Raw genomic sequence first — 14,545 nt, 5'->3', positions numbered from 1 at the left:
CCGCACTACACTCGCGCCAATGAGTGAGCACAACGGCGTCGACGAGCACCCCAAGGAGAAGCAGCGCGGACCGGTCGTCCTGCGCCGCGGGCGCCGTGAGGAGCTGACCACCACGGACCAGCGGCTGCTGGACTCGCGGGGCCCGAGCGACTGGGTGCACACCGACCCGTGGCGGGTGCTGCGCATCCAGGCCGAGTTCGTGGAGGGCTTCGGCGCGCTGGCCGAGGTGCCCAGCGCGGTCACCGTGTTCGGGTCGGCCCGCACCGGCCGCGACCACCCGGAGTACGAGATCGGCCGCAAGCTCGGCGGCGCGCTGGCCGAGGCCGGGTTCGCGGTGATCACCGGCGGCGGTCCGGGCGCGATGGAGGCGGTCAACCGGGGCTGCTCGGAGGCGGGCGGGTTCTCCATCGGGCTGGGCATCGAGCTGCCGTTCGAGCAGGGCCTGAACCCGTGGGTCGACCTGGGCGTGAACTTCCGCTACTTCTTCGTCCGCAAGACCATGTTCATCAAGTACTCCCAGGCGTTCATCTGCCTGCCCGGCGGGTTCGGCACGCTGGACGAGCTGTTCGAGGCGCTGACCCTGGTGCAGACGAAGAAGGTCACCAAGTTCCCGGTGGTGCTGTTCGGCAGCGACTACTGGCAGGGCCTGTACGACTGGGTGGAGCGCTCGGTGCTGGGCGGCGGCAAGATCGGCGAGAAGGACCTGGCGCTGCTGCACGTCACCGACGACATCGACGACGCCGTTCGCGTGGTCCAAGAGGCGCACAAGGCTTGGGGCGAGGCGCATTGACCGCCGTCACCGTCTACTGCGGATCGTTGCGCACGGTCCCGCAGAGCTACCTGGACTTGGCCGCGGAGGTCGGCAAGCAGATCGCCGCGCGCGGCTGGTCCCTCACGTGGGGCGGCGGCCGGACGTCCATGATGGGCGCCCTGGCCGACGCCGCCCGCGCCGGCGGTGCCCGCACGACGGGCGTGATCCCGCGGGCGCTGGTGGACAAGGAGTGGGCCGACCGCGAGGCCGACGACCTGCTCCTGGTGGACACCATGCGCGACCGCAAGGCGTTGATGGAGGCGCACGGGGACGCGTTCCTGGCGTTGCCGGGCGGGATCGGCACGTGCGAGGAGCTGTTCGAGGTGTGGACCTCGCGGGTGCTTGCGATGCACGCGAAACCCGTGGTGCTGCTGGACGTCGACGGGCACTACAAGGGCCTGCGGGACTGGCTGGTGGACCTCAACCAACGCGGTTTCGTGTCCCAGTTCGCGCTGGACTCGCTGGTCGTGACCGACGACGTGACCAAGGCGTTGAACGCCTGCGCTACTTGATCCGGGCACTCTCCAAGCCACGCGCCCGAGCCACCCTCTGCGCCTCTTCCTCGAACCGCTCCACATCGAGGGGTGCGAAGGGCGACAGGGTGACGTCCAGGCGCTTGCCCGAGACCTTCGCACGCCAGATGCCCAGGATCTCGCCGTCCATCATGATCGCGCCCGGCCGGCCGAGGATGCGCCAGACCTCCTTCTGGTGCGCCTTGTCCGGCACCAGCAGGTCACGGTCCCGTGCGCTCAGGTACGGGTCGAGCGGCGGCAGCAGCCGAGCCACATCGGGTGACGGCGGGTTCTCGAACGCCTCCACGCGGTCCGCCGGCAGGAACTTCCCCCGCGAAACCTCCACCAGGTCGTCCGGCCACACCGCCTTGACGTCCTTCACCGGGGCGCCGAAGTAGGCCGCCACCTCCGACGGTCCGGCCGGCCCGTGCAGGGCCAGGTAGTCGTGCACCAGACCGTCGAAACCCCTGGTCCGCTGGGGGATCCGCCGGCCCTTGATCGGCACGAACGTCACCGTCTTCGCGTCCGGATCGAACCGGAGGCCGGCGGGCAGCACGGCGACGCGGAAGATCGGGTCGTGCACGTGGGTGGCCCGGCAGCCCCGGCACCACCCGGTCACCTCGGGCGGCACCAGCGGGGTCAGGCGGGTCGACGCCTCGCCCTTGGTCATCGGCCCGTCCACCACGGACTTCAACGCCTCGACCACGGCCCGGAACACGTCCAGCGGAGCGTCCACCTTGGGCCGGTTCATCCGCGCCAACGCGTCGGCGTCGCTCAACGGCCACAGGGCGGCGGCCAGCGCGGGCAAGGACTTCGGCCGGTGCCAGTGCGGCGCGCCCCGCACCGACCACGTGAGGGTGAACGCCGACAGGTCCGGCACCTCCGGCAGCCGCGCCGCCAGCGCGGGCACCGCCGACCGCTCCGAGTCCTGCACGCCCAGGTCGAACACCCGCAGCGCGGCCGGGTCCGCCGTGCCGCGGTCGAACTGGTGCGCCGCGACCCGGTAGGCCAGGACCCGAGCCCGGTCAGTCAAGGCGGTAGTCCAGTTCGATGAGCTCGTGCGCCATCCGCACGGCCCCGCTGATGCCCGCCAACTCGCCGGTGCCGGACCCGGGCACGACGTGCCCGAACCGCTCGGCACCGGCGGCGCCGACGACCCCGCCGTGCTGGAAGACGAACGACCCCGTCCGCCCGTCCAGCACGCCGGTGAACCTCTCGGTGGCCACGTACCCCGCCTGCGCCTCGGCCGGTTGGCACGTGGTCAGCTCGGCGGTGCTCGTGCCCTCCATCGACCCGCTGTACTGCTTGTCCACGGCGACCCGGCCGATCTTCGGCGCGGTCTCGTCGACGGTCGTCTCGTCCCAGCGGGTGATGGTGAACTTCGCTTCCATGCGACCCATGCTGACAGCAGTACCTGACACCTGCTGTCAGGCTTGCGGGACCTTCAGCCACGAGTCGGACCCGAAGCTGACCGACCCGCCCAGGCGGCTCTCCCCGCCGTAGCGGGCGTCCACCGAGTCCACGACCAGCACCAACCGGTTGCCCGGAGCCACGTCCCACACGGTCGGCTCCAGGTCGAGGTCCAGCGTGCGGGTGCCCGCGCCGTGCAGGGTGACCGGCTTGTGGGTGACCAGCGCGCCCAGGCCCAGGGCGTTGACCTCGTAGAGGTAGGCGAACAGCGAGGTGGTGTCGGACGACGTCGTGACGGTGAGGTGGGCGCGTGGCGTGCCGCTGACCGTCGTGCCGCTCCACTGCACCGGCCCGTGCCACACGCCGGCGGCGAGCCGGTCCACCAGCGGGATGGAGACGCCGGTCGGGATGTTCAGGAAGGCCTGGAGCGCGCCGCTGACCATCACCGTGCCGCTCTCGGCGATCGTCGGCCACCCGGTGGTGTTCCAGTCCGACGACAACTCCATGGTCGAGGTCTTCGCAGTCGCCGCTCCCCACGACGGGAACGACCGCCACCCGCCACCGTTGTTCGGCTTGACCTGCACGGCGTTCTCACGGTTGATCCCGTTGTCCACACCCCGGAGGTGGTGGTCGAACCAGCGACCCACGGACGCCCAGATGTCGTTCGGCAACCCCGCCGCACCGAACAGTTCGGCCGTGGCGTGGTCCCCGGGCGACAACATCAGCCGCTTCGGTCCCGTGAGCTGGGCGAAGAAGTCGGTGACCTGTCCGGGCGGGAAGAGCCCGTCGTTCCAGGCGTTGCCGATCATCACGGCCGCCTTGATCGAGGACACCTTCGACGCGGGGGAGCGCGGCGGCGAGATCGGCAGGACGTCCTCGAACCGGTTCTCCCGGTAGGCCGCCTCCGCCTCCCGCAACACCGACCCGGGCCGCCCGGTCAGGTTCCCGGCGGCGAGCAGCAACTCCACGGCCTGCTTGCTCACGGTCTCGTTCGGGTACAACGACCGGGCCAGATCGGTCCACGTGCTCAACGCGGCCACCGCCTTGATCCGCGGATCAGCCGCCGCGGCCAGCAACGACTGCCCGGCCCCGTAGGAGATCCCACCCACGCCGACCTTGCCGGGGTCACCTCCCGCGTTGGCGATCCCCCAGTCGATCACCCGGCTGACGTCGGCGATCGTGTCCGGCCCGGCGACGTCGATCTCCCCGGCGGAATCCCAGAAGCCACGACTGGTGTAGCTGATCACGGTGTATCCGGACTCGTACGCCAACTTGGCCGCCGCACCCACGTACTCGATGTCGTTGACGCCCCAACTGGACGGGAACACGAGCAGCGGAAACGGCCCACTCCCACGCCCGATCGGCTCGACCACGAACGCCTTGAGCGCCGTGCCCCCTTGGCCGGGGATGGTCTCGTAGCTGACGGCGAACCCGGGCGCGGCCTGGGCGGGCGGCGCCAGGACCAGACCTGTTATGGCAACGAGCAGCAGGATGAGTGTCCGGCGCACGAGGTCCTCCTTGACCGTGACCTGGATCACGCAGGGTGTTACCGGCGAGTAAACAGAGGGGTACTCGCCAGTAGCAATGCCCTGTGACGCAGTTCACCCAGATGCGCTTCGGCTCGCCAAGGCCCCCGCAAGCCCCTGGCCCTTCGCCCCGTGCGACCCTCCGCGCCGTGCGCTTTTCGCGCCCGCAGGGCGCCCGTTAGCTAGCGCAGCAGACCGCTCTCCGGGCTTTTCCGTCATCCCCGTATGGCCTGCCCGAAGGGCTACCACAGATTTCCCGGGTGCAGCCGAAATTTTTTGTGAGGAACGAGCAAAAAATTTTAGCGGCACCCGGGAAATCTGTGGTAGGTTCCACCAGGCCATACGGGGATGACGGAAAAGCCCCCGCCCTTGCTTTCCGTCCATCCTTGGCGGCCTGCCCGCCGGCGAGGCGCTTTTCTCTTTTTCTTTTCGCTTTTCAAGATTTGAGCGGGGCGCGCTCCGCGCTCTCTAGCCGACGCGCTGGCGCGCTCTCAAGATCAAAAGCGGCGCTCGCCGCTGGGCAGGCCCCCGGGGGTGGGAAGGGCGTCGGTTTCTTCCCCCCGTACGGCCTGCCGGAGGCAACCACGCTTGGTCCGTTTCCGCAACCGGAAAAGCTGGTTGCAGAAACGAACCAAGCGTGGTTGGGCTGCGCCCAGGCCGTACGGGGGAAAGAAACCGAGGCCCTTCCTGTGGGCTCGGCAGCACGGCGAAACGCAATTCGCCCTTCGGGCGTGCGCCTTTGGTGCAAAAGCGGGAGGCGCGGTTGGGTGGGTGGTGCAGGAGGTGGGCGGGTGGTGGGTGGCACGATGGTTCGCATGCTTCGCTTCGGGTCGAAGGACGTGCCCCAGGATCGCGCCCTGGTGATGGCGATCGTCAACCGCACGCGCGACTCCTTCTACGACCAAGGGGCCACCTTCGCCGACGACGCCGCGATGGCCGCTGTCGACCGGGCGGTTGCGGATGGGGCGGACATCGTGGACATCGGTGGGGTCAAGGCAGGGTCCAAGGGGGAGCGCGTGGACACCGCCGAGGAGATCCGGCGGGTCGTCCCCTTCGTCGCGGCGGTGCGGGAGCGGCATCCCGATCTCGTCATCAGTGTCGACACCTGGCGGCACGAGGTGGGGCGGGCGGTGTGTGAGGTGGGGGCTGACCTCATCAACGACACCTGGGCCGGGGCCGACCCCCTGTTGGCCGAGGTGGCGGCCGAGTTCGGGGTGGGGATCGTGTGTTCGCACACCGGCGGCCTGCCGCCGCGTACCGACCCCCACCGGGTTCGGTACGAGGACGTGGTGGCGGCGGTGTCCGAGGAACTGGTGGCGCGGGCCGAGCGGATGGTGGCGGTGGGGGTGCCGCGTCATGGGGTGTTGATCGACCCCACGCACGACTTCGGCAAGAACACCTGGCACGGGTTGGAGTTGCTGCGGCGGTTGGACGAGCTGGTCGCCACCGGGTGGCCGGTGTTGATGGCCCTCTCCAACAAGGACTTCGTGGGGGAGACCCTGGGCGCGGACCTCGCCGACCGGGTGGACGGGACGTTGGCCGCCACCTCCGTCGCCGCCTGGCTGGGGGCGAAGGTGTTCCGGGCGCACCAGGTGAAGCAGACGCGGCACGTGGTGGAGATGGTGGCCGGGATCGCGGGCACGCGTCCGCCGGCGAAGGTGTTGCGGGCCTTGGCGTGATCGAGAACACCTGACAGCGTCCGGAGTGGACGGTCGAGGAAGTCACCGTGGGCGGTGTGGCGGTGCGGGCGTTGGTCGAGTTGGGCCCGATGTCGAGTCAGGTGGTCGGGACCGTGCTGCGGTGGTTGCCCAAGCCCGTGGACGTGCTGATGGCTGACCGGCCGCTGATGCGCTCGGTGCTCCAGCGGTCGCGGTAGTAGCCGGGGACGGCCACTAGCTCGTCGTGCGTGCCGCGCTGGGTGATCCGGCCGTCCTCGATCACCACGACGTGGTCGAAGTCCTGGAGCGGCGCGAGCCGGTGGGTCACCAGGACGACCGTGCCGGTGGCCGCGTCGAGGACCCGGCGCAGCACCTCGTCCCCGTGCCGGATCGCCAGGCCCTCGACGGGTTCGTCCAGCAGCAGGACGTCCGGGTCGGCGAGCAGGGCGCGGGCCAGGAACAGGCGTTGCCGCTGGCCGCCGGACAGCTTCGCCTCGGCGTCCCAGTCCACGTCGAGGTCCGCGATCGCCGCCACGCGGTCGAGCTCGGCCTGCGTGGCACCGGGCTTGGCGAACAGGACGTTCTCCCGCACGGTCCGCTCGAAGACGTGGGCGTCGTCCAGCACGCCCTTGGCCCCGTGCTCCTCCGCGATCGCCCGCAGCAGGGTGCTCTTGCCCGCGCCGCTGGGTCCGACGACACCGATCCGCCGGTACGGCGTGACGTCGATCAGGGGGGAGTGGGTGGGGGTTTGCGGTTGTGCGGTGAGGACTTCCCGCACGCGCGCCACGGAACCGCGCACCTCGGCCCACTTCTGCGCCGCACCCGTCAGCGGCACCATCACCTCCAGCACCGCGACCGACCCGAGCACGACGTGTGCCGGAGACCCCTGGACCAGCAGCAGGACCGCGACCCCGAACTGGACCACGACCGCCACCCCGGCCAGCACCGCCGCCGGGAACGTCCCCCGCCGCTCCCGCGCGGCCAGCTCGTCCACCACGGCGTCGGTCCGCGCCAGCTCACCGTCCAACGCGCCGAACGCCCGCAGCTCCGCCGCACCCTCCCGCAGGGTCACGGTCCGCTCCGCGAGCTCGGCGCGCAGCGGTGCCAAGGCCCGCAGGTGCCGGTCCGTCAACAAGAAGGCCGCCAGCGGGAGCACGACCCCGACCACAACGACCCCGACGGCCAACGACGGCACCACCACGACCGCTGTCACGCCCACCAACCCGGCCACGCACGCCGGCAGCAGGCACCGCAGCACCGCGTCCTGCACGGCGTCCACATCGGACACCAGCCGGGTCAACGCGTCCCCGCCGCGCAAGGGCCGCCGCACCAACGACTCGTACACCCGCCCGCGCACCTCGACCATCGCCCGCAGCACGGCCTCGTGCCCGGCCAACCGCTCGGCGTACCGGAGGCTGCCCCGGGCCAAGGCCAGCGTCCGGACGGCGACGATCGCCACCGTCAGCGCGGACATCGGCGGCTGCTCGGCCGCCCGCATGATGAGCCACACGGCCGTGGTCATCAGCCCGATCCCGGCCAGCTCGGCCGCGACCCCCACCAACACCGCCCACACCAGCCTCATCGCAGCTCCACCACCCGGTCCACCGCGTCCAGCAGCGCCGGTCGGTGCGCCACGACCAGGGCCGTGCGCCCGCGCGACCAGTCCCGGGCGACCCGCAGGACGGTGTCCTCGGTCCGGCTGTCCAGCCGCGAGGTGGGCTCGTCCAGCAGGAGCACCCGCGCCTGGTCCCGCACCATCGCCCGCGCCAGCGCGACCCGCTGCCGCTCCCCGGCCGACAGCGTGTGCCGCGCCTCGACCAGATCCCCCAACCCGACCGCCCGAGCAGCCGATATGACATCCACGTCCGTGCCGAAAGCGATGTTCTCCCCCACCGTCCCGGGGAACAGGGTCGGCCGCTGCGGCACCCACGCGAGCTGCCGCAGCCACTCCGCACGGTCCAGTTCCCGCAGGTCCACGCCGTCCACCAGGACCCGCCCGGCGCACGGCTCGACCTCGCCCAGCAGCACCGCCAGCAGGCTGCTCTTGCCCACCCCGCTCGGGCCCACCAGCCCGACCCGCTCACCGGGTGACAAAGACAGCGACACCCGGTCCAGGGCGAGTCCGTCCCGCCCGGGGTAGCGCACCGACACGCCTTCACACTCGATCGCCGCCACCCGCAGGTCCGGCACCCGCCGCCCCGCGACCACCCCCCGGGGTCGCGTCGCAAACGCTTGCTCCAGCACGGCCAGCCCCTCGGCACTGGCGTGGAACTGCGCCCCGGCAGCTCGCAGCGGCAGGTACGCCTCGGGCGCGAGCAGGAGGACGAGCAGTGCCACGTGCAGGGTCACGCCGCCGTGCAGCAGCCGCAGACCGACCGGTACCGCCACCAGCGCCACCGACAGCGTCGCCACCAGTTCCAGCACCAGCGCGGACAGGAACGCCACCCGCAGGGTCCGCATGGTCGCCGACGCGTGCGCACCGGCCATCGCCCGCACGGTCCCGGCCTGCGCGGCGGCCCGGCCGAACAGCCGGAGCGTCCCCAGGCCGCGCACGACGTCGAGGAAGTGCCCGCCGACCTCGGCCAGCCCCTCCCACTGCCGCCGCGTCCGCTCCCGCGTGTGCATACCGACCAACGCGGCGAACACCGGCACCAGCGGCAACGTGACGGCGATCGTCAGCGCGGCCGTCCAGTCCGCGAACGACAGCCGCACCACCACCGCCAAGGGCACGGTCACGGACACCACGAGCTGCGGCAGGTACCCGGCGAGGTAGGGCTCGATGGCGTCCAAGCCCTTGACCACGAGCGTGGTGACGGCCCCGGTCGAGCCCGAGCCGTCCCGCAGCACCCGCTTGCGCAGCGCGGCCTTCACCGACGCCGCTTCCCGTTGGGTGACAACACGTCCGAGCCACACGAACGCCCCACGCGCGACCACGACCGCCACCAGGACCCAGAGCCCGCTGCCACCGGCGAGCACGGTGGCCAGCGCCTCGGCCTGCACGAGCACCAACCCCGCCGTCACGACTCCCAGCAGGGTCAGCGTGACGACGTACCGCCGGTCAGCGTGCCGCACGGGACAGCCTCCACGTCGCCCACTGGAACACCAGCACCAGCGGCAGCACGACCGCCGCGAACCACCCCAACGCCTGCAACGTCGGCGTCTGCGACATCACCTCGGGCGTCACCACGTCCCGTGCGCCGAACACCGCGAGCGCCGGCACCGCGCACACCACCCCTGTGCCCGCGAACGCGAGCCGGAAAGCCCGTGCCCGCAAGGCGAACCAGGCCCCCACCAAGGCGAGGAGCGCCACCGCCGCGCCGACCAAGCCGACCGCCGGAGCGGCCACCGGCCCGCGCAGCACCACCGCCGCGACCACGAACAACCCCACCGGCGCGAACAGCACCCGAGCCACCACCAGCGCCCGCGCCGGGTCGTCCAGCCGCCACGCCAGGAACACCGCCCCGTGCAGCAGGAACAGCGACACCAGCCCGAACGCCCACAGCACCGGCGGCCCGCCCAGCACGTCACCCAGCAGCACGCCCCAGCCGACCGCGACCACCAGCGCGCCACCCACCACGAACACGTCCCAGAACGGCCCGACCCGCAGTTGCACGGCCGCGGTGAACAGCACCAACCCCACCAGCACCGTCACGAACCCGACCCGGTGCTCGGACAGCAGCTCGCCCTCCAACCGGGGGAACGCGCCGAACAGCACGCCGACCGCCGCGACCAGCCACACCTCGTTGCCCAGGAAGAACGGCGTCATCGCGCGCAGCACCCGCGCCCGCTCGGGCTCGTCGCGCCCCAGGAACCGGTACAGCAGCCCGACGCCGTAGTCGAACCCCGCCAGCGCGAAGTACCCCGCCGTCAGCAGCCCGAGCAGGACCACCCACACACCTTCCACGACACAAACCCCTCTACAGAGCCGGAACGAGCGGGGACACCGGGACGTGCGCCTCGACCGGACCGCGCCCCGCCAGCCGGGCGATGAGCACCCAGTCGGCGACGGCGAGGACGGCGAACACGGCGGTGAAGGCGAGGAACGAGAACAACATCCCGTCCCGGGTGGTGCCGGACATCGCGTCCTCGGTGCGCAGCAGCCCGTAGACCAGCCACGGCTGCCGGCCCAGCTCGCGCACCAGCCACCCGCCGATGGCCGCGACGAACGGCAGCGGGATGCCGATCACCATCAGGTACAGCGGGAACCGCAGCTTGACGATCCAGTCGCGGAACAGCAGCGGCACGGTGGTCCAGCTGACCAGCAGCAGCACGAACCCGATCTGGATCATGATCCCGAGCCCGGTGCCGCCGAGGGCGCCCGCCGCCTCGAACTTGCCCGGCTGGTGCTCGTCGAGGATGCCGAACTGCGCGAAGCCGACGTTGACGACGCCGGGGGTCGCGATGGCCGTGGTGACCACGCCCAGGCGCAGGGACCGCCGGAAGAACTCGACCTCGGCCGTGCGCCGGATGAAGTGGAACGCGCTGACCCCGGTCACGAACACCCCGCCCACGGTCAGGGCCGCGAACACGACGTGCGTGACGGCCGCGCCGAACAGGGGGTTGCCCAGCAGCGCCGAGAAGTCGACCAGCCGCAGCACGCCGTCCTGCTCCTGGTAGCCGACCGGGTGCTGGAGGAAGGCGTTCGCGGTCATGATCCACAGCGCGGAGGCGTAGGCGGTGAGGGCGACCAGCCAGATCAGGGCCAGGTGCACCCACTTGTTCAGCCGGTCCCAGCCGAAGATCCACAGGCCGAGGAAGGTCGACTCCAGGAAGAACGCCACCAGCGTCTCGACGGCCAGCGGCGCGCCGAACACGTCGCCCGCGTAGTGCGACAGGCCCGACCAGTTCAGGCCGAACTGGAACTCCATGACGATGCCGGTCGCGATGCCCAGGGCGTAGTTGACGACGTAGAGCCGACCCCAGAAGCGGGTCATCCGCGCGTGCACGGGGTTGGCGGAGAGCGTCGCCCGCGTCTGCATGACGGCGACCAGGGTGACCAGTCCGAGCGTGAGCAGCACGAACAGGAAGTGGAACGACGTGGTCACGGCGAATTGCAGCCGGGCCAGCCCGAGTGTGTCCATGGGTAGGGACGGTATATGTAGGCAGCCAACATGTGAATCGGGGTTGTCCCCGATGTGTCCCGGGTCATCGACCCGTAGAGTGGCTACCTATGAAGCCCGACGCGCTGCGCGGCCACCTCGACGCGCTGCTGCTGGCCACGCTCGACGGCAAGCAGCTGCACGGCTACGCGATCATCGAGGCGCTGCAGGTGCGCAGCGGAGGGGCGCTCGACCTGCCCACCGGCACCGTCTACCCGGCGCTGCGGCGGCTGGAGACCGCCGGTCTGGTGAGCAGCGAGTGGAGCACGGTGGGGGGACGGCAGCGGCGCACCTACCGGCTGACCAAGGCCGGTCAGCGGGCGCTGGCGGCCGAGCGGACGGCGTGGCGCGAGTTCACCGCCGCGATCGAGGGAGTGCTGGGGGGCGGGCCGTGGCCGGCGCAGGCGTGATCGACATCGACGAGTACGTGACGGCGTTGGACCGGCGGCTGCGCGGTCCCGGTCACCTCAAGCGGGACCTGCTCGCGGAGGCCCGCGACAGCCTGGAGGACGCGGCGGCGGCGTACGAAGCCGGCGGGGTGGACCCCGCGGAGGCGCGACGGCGGGCGGTCGCGGACTTCGGGCCGGCGGAGCAGATCGCCCGCGACTACCAGAGCCTGCTGGCCCTCGCGCACGGCGCGCGGACCCTGCGGACCGTGCTCGTGGTCGTGCCGCTGGTGCACGTGCTGTGGGAGCTCAACCGGCAGTTCTGGATGGGCGCGTGGCCCGACGGCGAGACCCCGTTGCCCGGCTGGTACCTGCTGGTGGCGCGGGCCAACGACTGGGTGGTGTGGGTCGTCGCCGGCGCGGTGCTGACCGCCCTGGTGGCGGGCCGGGTGCTGGCCCGGCGCGGGATGGGCACCGGCCGGCTGGCGCGGCTGGCCGGCGGGGTCGCCGTGGCGGCGGTCGCCGCACCCCTGCTGGGCAGCCTGTCCATCATCGTGGCCACGGCGAGCGTCGACGTGTCGCGGCTGCTGCAACTGTCGCCGCCGGTCAGCTTGGCGACCGTGGCCATGTACGCGGTGATGGCCCGCCTGGGCGTGCTGGCCCGCCGGTGCCTGGTCTTCTCGGCGGCCTGACGTGGACGTGATCGACGACTACGTGACCGCGCTCGGCCGTCGTCTGCGGGGACCGGGTCGGGCAGACCTGCTCACCGAGGCGCGCGACGGCCTGGAGGACGCGGCGGCGGCGTACGAGGCCGGCGGCGTGGACCCGGTCGAGGCGCGACGGCGGGCGGTGGCCGACTTCGGGCCGCTGCCGGAGATCGCCCGCGAGTACCAGAGCCTGCTGGCGCTGTCCCACGGTGCCCGGACCCTGCGGACCCTTCTGCTGCTGCCGCCGCTGGCGCACCTGATGTGGGAGCTGAACCGGGCGCTGTGGTTCGGCCTGTACTTCGGCGAGGACACGCCGGTCCCCGGCTGGTACGTGCTGCTGGCGACCGTCAACGACGCCACCGCGTGGGTCGTCGCCGGCGTGGCGCTGTGCGCCCTGGTGGTGGGCCGGCGGCTGGTGGTGCGGGGGGTCGGGTCGGGGCGGCTGGCCCGGTGGGCGGGGTGGTGCGCGACCGGCGGCGTGACCGCCGTGGTGGCCGGGTACCTGGCGATCCTGGCCGGGACGGCGGTGCTGAGCCCGGGGGTCCTGCTGTTCTCCCCGCCCGTCGTCGTCGGGTCGCTGGTGTCCCTGGTCATGTGCGTGTGGCTGGGCTTCTCGGCTCGCCGCTGCCTGGCGCTGGCGGGGTAGGGCCGGCGGTTCGGCGGACGCGGGGTTCGGGCTTCACCGCGAACTGTCGTGGGTGTGTGCCACGATCGTCGGGTGACCAGCGCGCTCATCTACCTCCTCGTCATGGTGCTCGTGGCGGCGGTGGTGTTCCTGCTCGCCTCGCTCCTGTTCGGCCGCGGTGAGGAACTGGAGCCGCTGCCACCCGGCGCGTCGCCCACGCGCCTGCCCGCCGAGGACGTCACCCCGGACGACATCCGGGGCCTGCAGTTCCAGCAGGTGTTCCGCGGCTACAAGATGACCGAGGTCGACTGGGCCGTGGAACGGCTGGCCGCCGAGGTCGAGCGGCTGCGGGCGCGGGTGGCGGAACTGGAGGCGGACCCCGATCGGGAGGTCGAGCGTGACCCGGCTTGAGTCGCGCGTCGACGTGGACACCCCGGTGGAGAGGTGCCCGTGGGGCGTCAGCACGCCCGACTACGTCGAGTACCACGACACCGAGTGGGGCGTCGAGCTGCACGGTGACGTCGCGCTGTTCGAGCGGATGTGCCTCGAGTCCTTCCAGTCCGGGCTGGCGTGGATCACGATCCTGCGCAAGCGCGAGAACTTCCGGAAGGCGTTCGCGGGCTTCGACCCGGCGGTGGTCGGGTCGTACGGCCAGGAGGACTTCGACCGCCTGATGGCCGACGCCGGCATCGTGCGGAACCGGGCGAAGATCAACGCGGCCATCCACAACGCCCGCCTGGTGGCGGAGCTGGACGGTGGCCTGGACGAGCTGCTGTGGTCCTTCGCCCCCGAAGACCACGTGCGCCCGGCCACGATCGCCGACGTGCCCGCCGTGACGCCGGAGTCCAAGGCCATGGCGAAGGAGCTCAAGCGCCGGGGCTTCGTCTTCCTCGGTCCGACCACCTGTTACGCGTTGATGCAGGCCACCGGCATGGTCGACGACCACATCGCGACCTGCTTCCGGGCCACCGCCCCGACGTCCTGACCCGAACGCCGGGGCCGGTGGCGGCCGGTCAGCGGCCCTTGAACTGCGCCGGGCGCTTCTCCACGAAGGCTGCGACGGCCTCGCGGTGGTCGGCGGTGGCACCGGCCTCGGCCTGGGTGCGGGCCTCGACGTCCAGGGCCGCGGCCAGCTCGCCGGTGAACGCCATGGCCTCCTTGATCTTGGCGTACGCGGTCGTCGGACCGGCCGCCAGCTTGCGGGCCAGGGCCTGGGCCGTCGACAGGGCCTCACCGTCCGGCACGACCTGGTTCACCATGCCGATGCGCAGCGCCTCCTCGGCGCCCACCGGCTGGGCCAGCAGCATCATCTCCATCGCCCGACCGTGGCCGATCAGCCTCGGCAGGGTCCAGGACGCGCCCGAGTCCGCCGTCAGGCCGACGTTCGCGAACGCCATCAGGAACTTCGCCGACGCCGCCGCGACCCGCAGGTCCGACGCGTAGGCCAGGGACGCCCCGGCCCCCGCCGCCATCCCGTTGACCGCCGCGATCACCGGCTTCGGCATCCCCACGATGGCCTTGACCAGCGGGTTGTAGTGCTGCTCGACCGTGTGCAGCGGGGCCGGGTCGCCCGCCTCCAGCAGCGCGATGTGCTCCTTCAGGTCCTGGCCCGCGCAGAACGCCTTGCCGGCACCGGTGAGCACCACCGCGCGCACCGACGGGTCGGCGGCGGTCTCCTGGACGGCCGCCAGCAACTGCTCCTTCAACGCCACCGTGAACGAGTTGTACGACTCGGGCCGGTTCAGGGTGAAGGTGCGAACGCCGTCGGCGTCGTCGACGAGGAGTTCGGACACGGGTGGGACCTCCATGCG

General features: G+C 71.7%; 16 protein-coding genes. 8 read left to right on the top strand and 8 right to left on the bottom strand.

Going from position 1 to position 14,545, the window contains the following annotated elements; genetic code table 11:
* Positions 1 to 19 precede the first annotated feature (19 nt).
* Positions 20 to 790, top strand: a complete 771-nt coding sequence (locus DFJ66_RS19320) for an LOG family protein (RefSeq protein WP_121222997.1) — start codon at positions 20 to 22, stop codon at positions 788 to 790.
* Positions 787 to 1,323: an LOG family protein gene (locus tag DFJ66_RS19315; RefSeq protein WP_246029821.1), complete on the top strand. Its 537-nt coding sequence runs from the start codon at positions 787 to 789 to the stop codon at positions 1,321 to 1,323. The genes DFJ66_RS19320 and DFJ66_RS19315 overlap by 4 nt, the downstream gene beginning before the upstream one ends.
* Here the strand turns inward: DFJ66_RS19315 and DFJ66_RS19310 are convergent.
* Genes DFJ66_RS19310 through DFJ66_RS19300 form a run of 3 tightly spaced genes read right to left on the bottom strand, consistent with a single transcriptional unit; the run spans position 1,316 to position 4,241 of the window.
* A complete protein-coding gene (locus DFJ66_RS19310; protein WP_121222992.1) occupies positions 1,316 to 2,356 on the bottom strand; it encodes a DNA glycosylase AlkZ-like family protein in 1,041 nt (346 codons plus the stop codon). The genes DFJ66_RS19315 and DFJ66_RS19310 overlap by 8 nt on opposite strands.
* Entirely contained in the window at positions 2,349 to 2,714 is a 366-nt protein-coding gene (locus tag DFJ66_RS19305; protein ID WP_170199539.1) for a DUF3224 domain-containing protein, read from the bottom strand. The genes DFJ66_RS19310 and DFJ66_RS19305 overlap by 8 nt, the downstream gene beginning before the upstream one ends.
* A 36-nt stretch (positions 2,715 to 2,750) precedes the next feature.
* Complete coding sequence (locus tag DFJ66_RS19300; protein WP_121231406.1) at positions 2,751 to 4,241, bottom strand: CocE/NonD family hydrolase; 1,491 nt, start codon at positions 4,239 to 4,241, stop codon at positions 2,751 to 2,753.
* Positions 4,242 to 5,074: 833 nt separating this feature from the next.
* Here DFJ66_RS19300 and folP point away from each other — a divergent pair.
* On the top strand, positions 5,075 to 5,938 hold the full coding sequence (gene folP / locus DFJ66_RS19295; protein WP_246029820.1) for a dihydropteroate synthase: 864 nt from the start codon (positions 5,075 to 5,077) through the stop codon (positions 5,936 to 5,938).
* A gap of 97 nt (positions 5,939 to 6,035) precedes the next feature.
* Here folP and DFJ66_RS45040 read toward each other — a convergent pair whose 3' ends face one another.
* The 4 genes from DFJ66_RS45040 to DFJ66_RS19275 are packed head-to-tail and all read right to left on the bottom strand — an operon-like array spanning position 6,036 to position 10,998.
* The gene (locus DFJ66_RS45040) at positions 6,036 to 7,499 is read right to left on the bottom strand and encodes an amino acid ABC transporter ATP-binding/permease protein (RefSeq protein WP_121222987.1); all 1,464 of its coding nucleotides are present in this window, start codon (positions 7,497 to 7,499) and stop codon (positions 6,036 to 6,038) included.
* On the bottom strand, positions 7,496 to 8,989 hold the full coding sequence (gene cydD / locus DFJ66_RS19285) for a thiol reductant ABC exporter subunit CydD (protein ID WP_121222985.1): 1,494 nt from the start codon (positions 8,987 to 8,989) through the stop codon (positions 7,496 to 7,498). Before cydD ends, DFJ66_RS45040 begins: the two co-directional genes overlap by 4 nt.
* Complete coding sequence (locus DFJ66_RS19280) at positions 8,976 to 9,821, bottom strand: cytochrome d ubiquinol oxidase subunit II (RefSeq protein WP_121222983.1); 846 nt, start codon at positions 9,819 to 9,821, stop codon at positions 8,976 to 8,978. The genes cydD and DFJ66_RS19280 overlap by 14 nt, the downstream gene beginning before the upstream one ends.
* 13 nt (positions 9,822 to 9,834) lie before the next feature.
* The gene (locus tag DFJ66_RS19275; RefSeq protein ID WP_121222981.1) at positions 9,835 to 10,998 is read right to left on the bottom strand and encodes a cytochrome ubiquinol oxidase subunit I; all 1,164 of its coding nucleotides are present in this window, start codon (positions 10,996 to 10,998) and stop codon (positions 9,835 to 9,837) included.
* A gap of 89 nt (positions 10,999 to 11,087) precedes the next feature.
* Here DFJ66_RS19275 and DFJ66_RS19270 point away from each other — a divergent pair, with 89 nt between their 5' ends.
* The 5 genes from DFJ66_RS19270 (at position 11,088) to DFJ66_RS19250 (ending at position 13,719) form a co-directional block, all read left to right on the top strand.
* Positions 11,088 to 11,426, top strand: a complete 339-nt coding sequence (locus DFJ66_RS19270) for a PadR family transcriptional regulator (protein ID WP_121222979.1) — start codon at positions 11,088 to 11,090, stop codon at positions 11,424 to 11,426.
* A complete protein-coding gene (locus DFJ66_RS42855) occupies positions 11,408 to 12,094 on the top strand; it encodes a permease prefix domain 1-containing protein (RefSeq protein WP_121222977.1) in 687 nt (228 codons plus the stop codon). The genes DFJ66_RS19270 and DFJ66_RS42855 overlap by 19 nt, the downstream gene beginning before the upstream one ends.
* 1 nt (position 12,095) lies before the next feature.
* Positions 12,096 to 12,755 carry a permease prefix domain 1-containing protein gene (locus DFJ66_RS19260; RefSeq protein WP_121222975.1) on the top strand — a complete coding sequence of 220 codons (660 nt, stop codon included), beginning with the start codon at positions 12,096 to 12,098 and terminating at the stop codon, positions 12,753 to 12,755.
* Positions 12,756 to 12,827: 72 nt separating this feature from the next.
* The gene (locus DFJ66_RS19255) at positions 12,828 to 13,145 is read left to right on the top strand and encodes a DivIVA domain-containing protein (protein WP_121222973.1); all 318 of its coding nucleotides are present in this window, start codon (positions 12,828 to 12,830) and stop codon (positions 13,143 to 13,145) included.
* A complete protein-coding gene (locus tag DFJ66_RS19250) occupies positions 13,132 to 13,719 on the top strand; it encodes a DNA-3-methyladenine glycosylase I (protein ID WP_281276623.1) in 588 nt (195 codons plus the stop codon). Before DFJ66_RS19255 ends, DFJ66_RS19250 begins: the two co-directional genes overlap by 14 nt.
* A 28-nt stretch (positions 13,720 to 13,747) precedes the next feature.
* Here the strand turns inward: DFJ66_RS19250 and DFJ66_RS19245 are convergent, their stop codons facing one another.
* Positions 13,748 to 14,542, bottom strand: a complete 795-nt coding sequence (locus DFJ66_RS19245) for an enoyl-CoA hydratase-related protein (RefSeq protein WP_121222970.1) — start codon at positions 14,540 to 14,542, stop codon at positions 13,748 to 13,750.
* Positions 14,543 to 14,545: the final 3 nt, after the last annotated feature.

The organism is Saccharothrix variisporea, from assembly GCF_003634995.1.
GTDB classification, from domain to species: Bacteria; Actinomycetota; Actinomycetes; order Mycobacteriales; family Pseudonocardiaceae; genus Actinosynnema; species Actinosynnema variisporeum.
This window is presented reverse-complemented; position numbering and strand designations above follow the sequence as displayed.

Coding starts and splice junctions, on each gene's coding strand:
- DFJ66_RS19320 (WP_121222997.1), top strand. CDS start 20: ATGAGTGAGCACAACGGCGTCGACGAGCACCCCAAGGAGAAGCAGCGC.
- DFJ66_RS19305 (WP_170199539.1), bottom strand. CDS start 2,714: ATGGAAGCGAAGTTCACCATCACCCGCTGGGACGAGACGACCGTCGAC.
- folP (WP_246029820.1), top strand. CDS start 5,075: ATGCTTCGCTTCGGGTCGAAGGACGTGCCCCAGGATCGCGCCCTGGTG.
- DFJ66_RS45040 (WP_121222987.1), bottom strand. CDS start 7,499: ATGAGGCTGGTGTGGGCGGTGTTGGTGGGGGTCGCGGCCGAGCTGGCC.
- DFJ66_RS19275 (WP_121222981.1), bottom strand. CDS start 10,998: ATGGACACACTCGGGCTGGCCCGGCTGCAATTCGCCGTGACCACGTCG.
- DFJ66_RS19270 (WP_121222979.1), top strand. CDS start 11,088: ATGAAGCCCGACGCGCTGCGCGGCCACCTCGACGCGCTGCTGCTGGCC.
- DFJ66_RS19245 (WP_121222970.1), bottom strand. CDS start 14,542: ATGGAGGTCCCACCCGTGTCCGAACTCCTCGTCGACGACGCCGACGGC.